10 protein-coding genes and 1 tRNA gene are annotated in these 11287 nt (G+C 72.9%); 2 read left to right on the plus strand and 9 right to left on the minus strand.

Features of this window, described 5'->3' with window-relative positions:
• Window positions 1-9: 9 nt before the first annotated feature.
• Window positions 10-2079 carry a putative bifunctional diguanylate cyclase/phosphodiesterase gene (locus tag ACWBNA_RS34460; RefSeq protein ID WP_482708439.1) on the minus strand — a complete coding sequence of 690 codons (2070 nt, stop codon included), beginning with the start codon at window positions 2077-2079 and terminating at the stop codon, window positions 10-12.
• A 257-nt stretch (window positions 2080-2336) separates the two neighbouring features.
• Here ACWBNA_RS34460 and ACWBNA_RS34465 point away from each other — a divergent pair, with 257 nt between their 5' ends.
• Window positions 2337-3599 (plus strand): M6 family metalloprotease domain-containing protein, encoded by a 1263-nt coding sequence (locus ACWBNA_RS34465; protein ID WP_482708440.1) that lies wholly within the window; start codon window positions 2337-2339, stop codon window positions 3597-3599.
• Window positions 3600-3652: 53 nt separating this feature from the next.
• Here the strand turns inward: ACWBNA_RS34465 and ACWBNA_RS34470 are convergent.
• The 7 genes from ACWBNA_RS34470 to ACWBNA_RS34500 form a co-directional block, all read right to left on the minus strand.
• A tRNA-Lys gene (locus ACWBNA_RS34470) sits at window positions 3653-3726 on the minus strand.
• A complete protein-coding gene (locus ACWBNA_RS34475; RefSeq protein ID WP_482708441.1) occupies window positions 3717-4313 on the minus strand; it encodes a bifunctional DNA primase/polymerase in 597 nt (198 codons plus the stop codon). Before ACWBNA_RS34475 ends, ACWBNA_RS34470 begins: the two co-directional genes overlap by 10 nt.
• Before the next feature lie 153 nt (window positions 4314-4466).
• On the minus strand, window positions 4467-4832 hold the full coding sequence (locus ACWBNA_RS34480; RefSeq protein ID WP_482708442.1) for a hypothetical protein: 366 nt from the start codon (window positions 4830-4832) through the stop codon (window positions 4467-4469).
• Between the two features lie 156 nt (window positions 4833-4988).
• Window positions 4989-6320 (minus strand): AAA domain-containing protein, encoded by a 1332-nt coding sequence (locus tag ACWBNA_RS34485; RefSeq protein ID WP_482708443.1) that lies wholly within the window; start codon window positions 6318-6320, stop codon window positions 4989-4991.
• Entirely contained in the window at window positions 6317-7912 is a 1596-nt protein-coding gene (locus ACWBNA_RS34490) for a hypothetical protein (RefSeq protein WP_482708444.1), read from the minus strand. Before ACWBNA_RS34490 ends, ACWBNA_RS34485 begins: the two co-directional genes overlap by 4 nt.
• A complete protein-coding gene (locus ACWBNA_RS34495; RefSeq protein ID WP_482708445.1) occupies window positions 7903-9030 on the minus strand; it encodes a hypothetical protein in 1128 nt (375 codons plus the stop codon). The genes ACWBNA_RS34490 and ACWBNA_RS34495 overlap by 10 nt, the downstream gene beginning before the upstream one ends.
• Window positions 8981-9934, minus strand: coding sequence for a phosphatase PAP2 family protein (locus ACWBNA_RS34500; RefSeq protein WP_482708446.1), 954 nt, complete (start codon window positions 9932-9934; stop codon window positions 8981-8983). Before ACWBNA_RS34500 ends, ACWBNA_RS34495 begins: the two co-directional genes overlap by 50 nt.
• Window positions 9935-10128: 194 nt before the next feature.
• On the opposite strand from ACWBNA_RS34500, the gene ACWBNA_RS34505 reads away from it, so the two are divergent.
• Complete coding sequence (locus tag ACWBNA_RS34505) at window positions 10129-10722, plus strand: histidine phosphatase family protein (RefSeq protein ID WP_482708447.1); 594 nt, start codon at window positions 10129-10131, stop codon at window positions 10720-10722.
• Window positions 10723-10731: 9 nt separating this feature from the next.
• Here ACWBNA_RS34505 and ACWBNA_RS34510 read toward each other — a convergent pair.
• On the minus strand, window positions 10732-11287 hold a 556-nt coding region (locus ACWBNA_RS34510; RefSeq protein WP_482708448.1), incomplete at its 5' end, for an NsdA family TPR-like regulatory protein.

An 11287-nucleotide genomic window follows, 5' to 3' on the forward strand; every position in this document is an offset into this window, starting at 1 on the left:
CGCCGCCCGTCACACCCGTACGTCCAGCAGTCCGGAGATACGATCCGGCGGCACCGGCCGCGAGTACAGCCACCCCTGGCCGGTGTCGCAGCCGATCCGCCGCAGCCGGGACGCCTGCGCCGAGGTCTCCACGCACTCCGCGGTGACGGTCAGGCCGAGCCGGTGGGCGAGCTGGATCATCGCCTCCACGACGACCTCGTCGGCCGGGTTGGGCGGGACGCCCTCACCCTCGTACTGGAAGCCCCGGACGAACGACCCGTCCAGCTTCAGCACCGACACCGGCAGCCGGCTCAGGTATGCCAGGTTCGAGTAGCCCGTCCCGAAGTCGTCGATCGCGATGCCCACACCCATGTCGCTGAGCGCCTGGAGGGCCTGCAGCGGGCGTCCCGCCGAGCCCATCACCGCCGACTCCGTCAGCTCCAGTTGCAGCAGACGCGGCTCCAGCCCCGTCTCCGCCAGGATCTCCGCCACGTCCGCGACCAGATCCGAGTCCCAGACCTGACGCACCGCCACGTTCACGCTGACGAAGATCGGCGGCTCGTCGGGGTGGTCCAGCTGCCACTTCCGCGCCTGGCGGCAGGCCGTGGCCAGGACCCAGCGGCCGAGCTGCACGATCGAGCCGTCCTCCTCGGCCAGTCCGATGAACCGATTCGGCGTCAGCATCCCGAACTGCGGGTGATTCCAGCGGACCAGGGCCTCCACGCCCCGCAGCCGGCCGTTCTCCATGCTCACCAGCGGCTGGTACTCCAGCACGAACTCGCCGCGCTCGATGGCCGGGCGGAGTGTGGAGGCGAGGGCCTGACGGGTCATGCGGTGGGCGTTGCGCTCCGGGTCGAACAGGGTCCAGCGGGCCTTGCCGTCGGCCTTCGCCCAGTACAGCGTCGTGTCGGCGGCCTGCATCAGACCGGTCGCGCTGGTGCCCGCCGCCTGCCGCTCCACCACGCCGATCGAGGCCGACACCGACATCCGCTGACCGGACAGGTCGAAGGGGGCCTGGACCGCCTCCAGTACGGCCTCGGCGAGATCGGCGAGCTGTTCGGTGCCGGTGGAGTCCTCGACGAGCAGGGCGAACTCGTCACCGCCGAGCCGGGCGACCAGCGGGGCGGTCGCCCGGCCGTTGCCCGCCTCGTCGGCGCAGCGGGTGAGGCGTTCGGCGACGGCGGCCAGCAGCCGGTCACCCACGCGGTGGCCGAGGGTGTCGTTGACCGCCTTGAACCCGTCCAGGTCCAGGTAGCACAGTCCGATCCGGCCGGTGCCGCTCTGCTCGTAGGACTCCGCCTCCAGCGCGGCCGAGAGGCGCTCGAAGAACAGGGTGCGGTTGGGCAGCCGGGTCACCGGGTCGTGCATCTGCAAGTGCCGCAGCCGCGCCTGGAGTTCACGGCGGGCGCTGATGTCGGCGACCGACAGCAGGACCCCGGGTTCGTTCCCCGATAGGGGGGCGACGGTGACCTGCACCCACAGGGAGTGCCCGTCGGGGTGTTTGAGGCGGCGCGTGCAGCGCAGCTTCGCCTGGCGGCCGCGCAGCACCTCGCGGTACGCGTGCCAGGTGCGGGCGTCCGAGCCCAGGTCCACGAGGTCGGCGGCGACGCGGCCGGTCAGCGGCTCGGAGCCGGTGCCGAGCAGGGTGACGAGCATGTCGTTGGCTCCGACGACCAGTCCCTCCCGGTCGACGACGGCCATCGCGAGCGGCGCGGCGGTGAACACCGAACGGTAGGACGGGGCTTCGGCCTCGACCGACGGCAACCCGGTTGCGGGCGACGGGGGCCCGGTGGCGGGAGACGAGATCGCGGTCCCGGCAGACGGGGGCGCGGTCTCGGGAGACGAGGTCACGACATCGAGAGACAGGGGCGCGGTGCCAGGTGGCGAGCTCGCGGTGTCGAGTGACAGGGACCCGGTGTCGAGCGACAGGGACCCGATGCCGGAAGACCGGGTCTCGATACCGGAAGACGTGCGGACATCACTCTCTGTTACGGCTGACCTGTCGAGGTCTGCCGCGGCCGTCGGCCCTTCGGACGTTCCGCTCACCGCTTGCTCCCGCAGTGCACTCGATCGCTGTCCGCCAGGAAGTGTGCCGATCATAGAGGCTGGCCCCGGGCCCTTCCAGCCACAGTCCAGTGTCCCGGATCGACAGGCCTTTCTGGCAGATCGTTTCTGCGCGCGTCTGGACGGGTCTTTCAGGCGTCTGACCAGTTGTGACGTTCCGTGAGCGATTCGGGGGTGTCGATCCTGACGGTTCTTCGCCCCTCTCACCCGTCTGGTGCAGACAAACAGGGCGTAATACGACAAACGCCAGCAGTCTGGGTGCGGTGTCCCGTGAACCGCACCCGGAGGTCCCTGTGCCGCGTCCGTTCCCGCGCGCCCGACTGCGCAGTACCGCGGCCGTGTTCACCACACTGTCGGCGCTCGCCGCCACCTCCCTCGTGACCGGGCCCTCGGTCGCCGAACCGTTCGCGGCATCGCCCTGCGCCCTCCAGCGCACCGAGGCCCACCACTCGGAAGGCCTGGACGACTGGAACGCCGCCTATCCGCGCCCGGCCCGGGTGCTGGACGCGGTGACGGTCTTCCTGTCCTTCCCGGACTCGGTCCCGCTGACCAGCCCCGCCGAACTGATGGCCGACCACTTCCCGGCCACCAGCCGCTTCTTCGAGCGCGCCTCCTACGGCCGGTTCACCCTGCGCCCGCATCCGCTGCGGGACTGGATCCGGATGCCGCGGCCCTCCACGTCGTACGCCATAGCGCGGGACTGGAAGCCCGCCCACCGCGCCGCCTATCTGCGCGACGCGCTCGCCCTGGCAGACGGGCAGGTCGACTTCTCGCGCTACGACATCGTCTACTTCGTCGCCGATCCGGACGCGCCCGGCGTGGACTCGGACGCGACGAAGGTCGTCAACCTCGACACCCCGCTGCGGGCGGACGGCACCGACATCCGGCGGGTCGTCACGGTCTTCGAGCAGCATCCGCCGGACCGGCTGGTGCTGGCCCACGAGACCGGGCACGTCTTCGACCTGCCGGACCTCTACCACCGTCCGGTGGACGGCAAAGGGGACTGGGACACGCACGTCGGCGACTGGGACCTGATGGGCAGCCAGTTCGCGCTGGCGCCGGACCTGTTCGGCTGGCACAAGTGGAAGCTCGGCTGGCTGGAACCCCGGCAGGTGGCCTGCGTACGTGCCGCCGGACCGACCCGGCTGACGCTGGAGCCGCTCGGCGCGGGGCCGGGCGTCCCGGCCGTGGGCGCCGCCGGGGCGCCGGCCTTCGGGCTGGGCGGCGGAACCAAGCTCGCGGTCGTGCGCACCGGGCCCGAAAGCGTGCTCGCCTTCGAGGCGCGCGGGCCGGTCGGCAACGACTCGCAGGTCTGCCGGCCGGGCATCCTCGTCTACCGGGTGAGCAGCGGCGCCGCGTCCGGCGGCGGACCGGTGGAGGTGATCGACGCCCACCCGCACACGGAGGCCTGCTGGGAGGCATCCGTCTACCCGCCCCTCGCGGACGCCCCGGTCGGCGTCGGCGAGAGCTTCACGGTGCCGGGCGAGGACGTACGGCTGGACGTGGAGGGGCGGACGGTCTCGGGTGCGTGGACGGTGAAGATCACGACCGCCTAGCCGAGTGGGTACGCGAAAGGCCCCTCGCCTGGGCGAGGGGCCTTTTCGTGTCGTGCGCCGCCAGGGACTCGAACCCCGGACCCGCTGATTAAGAGTCAGCTGCTCTAACCAACTGAGCTAGCGGCGCCTGCTGACGTCGTAGACCTTAGCACCCTGATCGGCGGGAGGAAAAATCGATATCCGCACGGCCGCGCGGGCCGCCCGGACGGCCGCCCAGAGCAGGATCTCGGGGCCTGGCAGCCAGGGCCGACGGGTGTCCGGAGCGACCAGCCAGCGGCAGCCGGACGAGGTGACGGAGCTCGCGGCGCCCACGGGGGCGGGGACGGTCACCGCGTCGCCGGTGCCGTGGCACAGCAGCGGCGGGATGGCACCCGTACGCCCGAACTCCTCCCAGTGCAGCAGCGACGGCAGCCGCTGTGCCGTGCCGGGCGCGGCGAACAGCAGCATCCGGCCCCGGAACACCGCGACCGGCCCGGAGCCCGGGCCCTCGTCCCACAGCCGGTCGAGCATCCGGCGGCCGAAGATCGCGGGCGCGCCGACGACGTCGAAGGCCGTGCCGCAGGGCAGGACGACCGGGGCGTCCGGCCGCTCCTCCCACAGCGCGAGGGTGCTGCGCGGATACGCTCCCGCCGAGGCGAGCCAGGCGGCTCCGTCCGGGGTGACCCCCGAGACGTCGAAGCGGTCGGTGCCGGTCTCTTCGCGTGGGCTGCTCATGCCGTCTACATCTACCGGGCGTGAGCGTCCGGTCTCCGAGGGTTGCCGGAAACCGGGACGGTGTGGACCGGGAGGGGGTATCTTGCCCGCCTGGCATATGCGTGCCGTACATGCTCTTCACATGGTTCCCGTGGCTCACACGGCTCACATGGCTCACACCGGGTCGGCGTGTCCCGGTCCCTCGGCGCCCCGCAGCAGATCCCGGCCGAACTCGACCATCTTCTTCGCGTAGTCCTCGGTCCACTCGGCCCGGGCGGCGATGTCCGCCGGCGTCAGCCGGTCGAAGCGGCGCGGGTCGGCCAGCTGGGCCGCCGCGATCGCCTGGAACTCCACGGCACGGTCGGTCGCCGCGCGGAACGCCTGTGTCAGCTCCGTGGCACGGGCCAGCAGTGCGTGGGGGTCGTCCATCGACTCCAGTTCGAAGAAGCGCTCGGGGTCGTCGGCGACCTGCGCGGGCTCGAAGAGCAGGGGCGCGGGGCGTAGCCGCGGTTCGTTCCGACGCGGCGTGGGCTCCGCCATGTCTTCTCCTCCTCGTACGTCACGGATGACCCGTGGGTGAGTGGGCCACCGTCCATTGTCCCGCGTCCACGCAAGAGGGCCGGTGCCTCCGGCGGCGGCCCTGGTCACTCCAGCGGTGTCAAGCTCTGCGGGCCGCGCGATGTTCCCCGCGGGCGGTCATGGTCGCCAGGCCACCCTGTGCTCCGCCAGATGCGCCAGCACCGCGTGGTTCGCCTCCCAGCCGTCCGGGAACTTCACGAGCGTTCCCAGCTGGACCGGTTCCGTCGACGGGTAGTCGTCGAGGAGGTCCGTCACGCCCGCTCGGCACACCACGACGCACGCGTGTCTGTGGCGGGAGGCGAGGACGCACAGGCGGCCCGTCTCCAGGTGGAACGCGGTGGCGTCGGGGCGGCCGGAGAGCGGGTGCAGGACGACCGTGACGTCGTACTCGCGGCCCTGGAGGCGGTTCGCGGTGTCGACGGTCACATCCGTGACGCCCAGTTCGGCCAGTGCTGCGCGGACCGCCGCCGCCTGGTCCCGGTGGGCCGTGCCGACGGCGATCCGGTCGGCGGTCAGGGGCGTGGGGTCGGGGGAGCGCTCCGAGGTGGCCGCGCCGCCGCGGTCGAGCAGACGTCGTACGACCGTCGCCACGGCCCGCACCGCTTCGGGATCCGTGCGCGGGGTGTGCCGGGCGGGCAGCTCCAGCAGGCCCCAGCCGGAGTCGGCCGCCTCGTCGATCACCCGGTCGGGGCCGGAACCGTCCGCCGGGACGGCGAAGGCGAGACTCCGGTCGCCGTGGCCGGTGCCGCTGCGGAAGGGCGTGTACGGGTAGAAGGCGTCGGAGACCAGGGGCGCGGCCGACGCCGGGAGTCGCCAGGACACCGGCAGGCGGTGCTGCGGCAGCTCGGGGTTGTGTGCGAGGAGGGTCGTCACGGCGGAGCCCGAGGGGTCGTACGACAGGCCCGCCCACTGCTCACTGCCGACGATCGCGAACGGGTCCAGCTGGCCCGGGTCGCCCACGAACAGGGCCCGCTCGAAGAGCCCGGCCACGGCGAGGAGCGCGTCCGAGCGCATCTGGTAGGCCTCGTCGACGATGGCGTGCCGCCACGGTTCGTCGACCTTGACGTGCCCCCACTTGGCGGCCGTGGAGATCACCACCGCCAGCCCGGTGAGGTCGCCGGCCTTCGCCGACTTCCGGACGTTCGGCAGGTCGTCGAGCGCCTTGTCGTAGGGGTCGGCGTCGCTGCTGTGCAACCGCCCCACCGGCAGGTCGGGGTTCTTCTCGGCGAGCCGCAGCACCAGGTCGTCGACCTGGGCGTTGGTCTGCGCCACCACCATCAGGGGGCGACCCGCGTCGGCCAGCTCCAGCGCCGCGCGGACCACGAGCGTGGACTTGCCGGCGCCGGGCGGGGAGTCCACGACGACACCGCGCGCCGAGCCGTGCAGGGTGTCGTGGAGGATCGCCTCGGTGGCGCGGGATGCCTCGGTGCCGGGATCGAAGGCGGTCACAACACGTCCTCCTCGGTCACGGGGTCGGCGATCTCCGGCACGGCGGCCGCCTCACCCGGCGGTCCGCCGTGTGTCCACGGGGTGTCCTCCGGGTCGGGGAGCTTCGCCCCGCCCCGCTGCTCGTGCTCGAAGAGGGTGAAGCAGACCAGGTCGCCCTTCTCCGGCACGGAACCTGCTTCCGGCTCCTTGCCGCGGCCCATCTTGTCGACGATCCGCAGGACGAGCAGATCCTCCGCCTCCTGGCCCACGAACTCGGCAGCCTGCGGCTTCCCGCCCAGCGAGCGGTACACCTTCACCCGCTCCCCGAGATGCGGCCGGTCCTCCGTCCGCACGGTGACCAGGGGGCGCGGGCTCGGCCGCTTGCCCTCGCTGTACGCCATGACGACGTCCGTCACCTCACCCGCGAACGCCTCCCCGGCCAGCCGCCGTCCCGCCATGACCAGCGGGTCGTCCAGGGCTTCCTGCGCCTCCAGACGGGCCTGTTCGCGTTCGCGCGCGGCGAGCTTGTTCGCGGCGGTGACCGCGTCGTCGCGGCGCGGTTGCGGGGGTTCGCCGGCCAGTACGCGGTCGCGGTGGCCGGTGAACGACCAGCGGTCGCGGGTCCACCGCTCCTCCACGCGCCCGCCCTCGGGCAGTGTCCGCAGCAGGTCCAGGCCGCGCCACACCGCGTCCCAGGTCGGCCGCGTACGGCTCGCCACCAGGTCGCGGAGCTCCCGCTCGGCGGCGGTGAGCGCACCGAGCCGGTCGTCCGCCTCCAGTCCGTCCTCGGCGGCCGCGAGGGCGGTACGGGCGCGGTCGTAGCGCTCGATGGCGGGGGCCAGGAGCTTGTTGTCGAACGCCGGGTCGGTGGCCGGACCGGCGGGCGGCCACAGCAGTTGACCCTCCGCGTCCCGCCGCAGCTCGGCCCTCAGGGCGGCCTCGGCGCCGGACATCCCCTCCGGCGGGTCGATCCAGGCGAGCAGCGCGCCCAGGTGCTGGTCCTCCAGGGTGGACTGGCCGGTCGCCCAGTGCCGGCCCAGGACGTCGGTCATGGCCAGCAGCAGCGAGGAGCCGGGCACGCGGGCGCGCTCCGCGAAGTGGGTCAGCCAACGGCCCAGCAACGGCAGCCGGGGCGGCGCGGGGTACGGCGTCTCCGGGTCCTGTTCCGCCGTACGCCTGAAACGCATGGAGCGGCCGAGGAGCCGTACGAACTCGATGCCGGCGCGGCTCGGCACGATCAGCTGCGGGGCGTCCGTGCACAGCTCGACCTCGACCTTGACCCGCCTGCCGGTTTCCGGGTCGGTCTCGGTGCGCTCGGCGGCCTCGACGGAACCGGCATACGTGTCGAGGTGGGGCAGGACGACGTCCGCGAGCTCGGCCAGGAACGCGAACCTGAGGTCACGGTCGCGCGGCTGCGGTACGACCAGCAGGTGCGGGGCGTCCCGGTCGGTGCCGACCAGCGCGCCGAGCGGGGCACCGGCCTCACCGGCGGTGGTGAGCGGCACGAAGACGAGGGGGTGCTCGGAAAGACGCCGGTGCCGGACGGTGGCGACGGGCTGGGCGCGGCCCGTGCTGACGGCTTCGAGGCGGGCGAGGGTGGAGATCAGCGACATGCGGTCACTCCCCGGCCGAGGGCCTGTGCCCTCAGTTCGGCCGCCCTCCTGAGCGCCGCCACCGCCGGATCGTCCGGATCCCCGGCCTCCCCGCGGGCCGCCGCCAGGACGTCCTCGACCGTCGTCAGACCGCCGAGTTCGGCACGCACCGAGCGGCCGAGCGACGTCACCGCGCCGTCCGCGCGGGAGCGGTCCCGGCAGTGGAAGGCCAGCTCGCACGCGGACAGGCACTCCGGTGCGTAGGTCGCCGGGACCGCCTCGACCGCGGTCGTCAGCGCGTCGGCGGGCAGTTCGGGGGAGAAGCAGGTGCCCTCGGGCAGCGCGTCGGCGATGTCCTGGACGCGGGTGAGGCGCGCCAGCTGGCGGGAGGTCACCGCGCGCTGTTTGCGGATGTCCACGGCACAGGCGGTGGCGAGGTTGGAGAAGTCCTTCGGGCAGACCAGCAGGACGTGGTGACGCACGCACGGTGGCGGGTTCAGGCGGGCGGCGACCTCCTCCAGCGCCAGGACGTACACCGCGGCCTGGCGGGCGGCGGCGCCCACCTTCGCCGGGTCCGCCGAACCGTCCAGCATCGGGAAGGACTTGATCTCCACGACCGTCCAGCTGCCGTCCGGGTGCACGACCACCGCGTCCGGCTCCAGGAAGGCGGGCGAACCGGCCACGTCGAGCGCCAGCATCGGGTGGTCGAGCAGCGTCCAGCCGCCGGTCGCGGTGGCGTCGCGCAGGGCGAGGGCCGTACGCGCGGTGCGGCCCTCGGGGCCGATCGCGGTGAGGTCGGGCACCTCGGCGTCCGACGGCGGTTCGGCCCCGCGGTCCAGCTTCTCGTGTACCAGCCGCAGCAGCTCCGCGCCGCCGTCCGCCTTGACCCGCGCCTCGAACGCGTTGCCCCGCGTCAGGGCGAACTGCGACTGGCCGAAGGCGGAGGGCGAGCCCAGCGCGTCCGCCAGCGCCGCCTTGTCCACCCCGGCGCCGTCGAGGATCGCCCGCCGCTTGCAGCCCGGGTTGGCGGCGAGGGCGGCCAGGGCGCGCGCGTCCAGCGCCTTGGCCGGTACCTCGGGACCGCGCAGCTCAGCGAGCCGCTGCCGGAGCCCCGTCTCCCGCGTCCGTGGGAGAGGCACTCGGCTCGGCTCCGCCTGCGAACTGTGACTCGCGCTGCCGTGGAATGTGCTCACCCGCGGAAGTCTGGCATCCGTCACTGACAATTGAGGCAGGTGCGCCGGGAGAGCCCGCCGCGACGGTCGCGAACCGGACCCGCATCGGCGCCATGACCCGCTGCCCGTACCGCGTCACGACCGGCGCGAGCAGCAGCCCGGCCCCCATCACCGCGGCCCCCGCGACCGCGTCGAGGAAGTAGTGGTTCGCGGTGCCCATCACCACGATCGTCGTCACCAGCGGATAGACCACGGCGGCGGTCTTCGCGGTACGCGTCCTGCCGTACTTCCACAGCATCACACCGCACCACAGCGCCCAGCCCACGTGCAGGCTCGGCATGGCCGCGTACTGGTTGGTCATTCCGCCCATGCCCCGCGGGGCGCTCGCCTCGCCGCCCCACCAGCCGTACGAGCTGTACTGGGCCATCGTGTCGACGAAGCCGTGGCCCGAGGAGAGCAGCCGGGGCGGGCAGGTCGGCAGCAGGGTGAAGCCGATCAGGCCGATGAAGGTGGACGCCATCAGCCAGGTGCGGGCCATCCGGTACTGCACGGCGCGGGACCGGAACAGCCAGACCAGGATCGCGGGCGTGACCAGATAGTGCAGCGACGCGTACCAGAAGTCGGCCGGGACGCCGATCCACGCCTCGCTGGTGAAGAGCCGGTTGAGCGGGTGCTCCGCGTTGATGTGCAGGAACTTCTCGACGCGCAGGATCGCCAGACCGTGGTCGACGGCACTCGTGACGTCGCCCCGGGCGAGGAGCCGGCCGGCGGAGTAGCAGGCGTACACCAGCACGATCAGCGGCAGCTCGGTCCACCAGCGCAACCGTATGGGCGGGGCCGCCTCGATGCCCGGTGTCTCGGTCTGCGGCATCCGATCGCCTCCCCCTTCGTCTCGCGCGCGTCCGGTGGTCTGTCTCCGGACGTGCCACTTTACGGCGCGTGTGCGCACCCTCGTGGCACGCCCCCGGCCCTCTAGACGCAGAGATCGCCCGGCGGGTTGCCCCCGGACAGCGTGCGCCATGATGGAGGGGCTCCGCCTCTCGTTTCTCCCGGAAGGGTCTCTTCATGGCACCGCGCATCCTGCTGGCCCGGCACGGGCAGACGGAGTGGTCGCTGTCCGGCAAGCACACCGGCAGGACCGACGTACCGCTCCTCGAAGAGGGCCGGCGCGGCGCGAAACTGCTCGGCGAGCGCCTGCACCGGGCGCCGTTCGACGGCCTGGCCGGGGTGGAGGTGCGCACCAGCCCGCTGGCACGCGCGCGTGAGACGTGCGAACTCGCCGGCTTCGGCGAGCGCGCGGGCACCTGGGACACGCTCATGGAGTGGCACTACGGCTCCTACGAGGGGATGACCCCGCAGGAGATCCAGGACGTCCGGCCCGGCTGGCTCATCTGGCGCGACGGCGTGCCGGGGGGCGAGTCGCTCGCCGAGGTGACGGCCCGGGCGGACGAGGTGGTGGCCTGGGCACGTGCGGAGGACCGGGACGTGCTGGTCTTCGCGCACGGGCACATACTCCGGTCCATCGGCGCGAGGTGGCTGGGGCTGCCGATCGACTTCGCGGCGCGGATCAGGCTCAACCCGACGTCCTTGTCGGTCCTCGGCTGGGCCTACGGGGAACCGGCGATCGAGACCTGGAACGACGTGGGGCACCTCTCCTAGGCCCACCCCTCACACGACGCGCGGCAGGTTCGCGTGGCGTTCCAGGAACGTCGACACCCCCGACGCCCGCCGGTGCGGCAGCAGCACCCTCGCCGTGCCCGCGAGCATCGTCTGGATTCTGGACGACTGGACCTCGCCCAGCAGGTCCAGCACCCGCATCCCGGCCGCCGCGGCCTCGTCGGGACATCCCCCGCGCGCGAGGTCGTCGGCCAGTTCCGCCGTGTACAGGGCGATGTTGCGGGTGAAGTGCGGGTCCTGGAGCTGTGCCGCACGGCGTGCGTGCCGGGCCGCGCGCGGCCAGTCGCCGAGTGTCGACCAGCACTGCGCCTCCAGTCCCTCCAGTTCGGCCTCTCCGTAGAAGCTCATCCACTCGGGGTCGGCGTCCGAGTGGCCTCGCTCGAAGAGGACCTGCGCGCGGGCGAGCGCCTGCTCGCAGCCGGTGCGGTCGGCGAGCCCGGCCCAGCCGCCCGCCTCGCGCAGCGCGAGCAGGGACATCAGGCGGGCCGAGCCCAGCGGGCGCCCGACGCGCTGCGCGGCCTGAGCCGCGCGCACCGCCTCGCGCGGC

The organism is Streptomyces sp. Q2, from assembly GCF_056820935.1.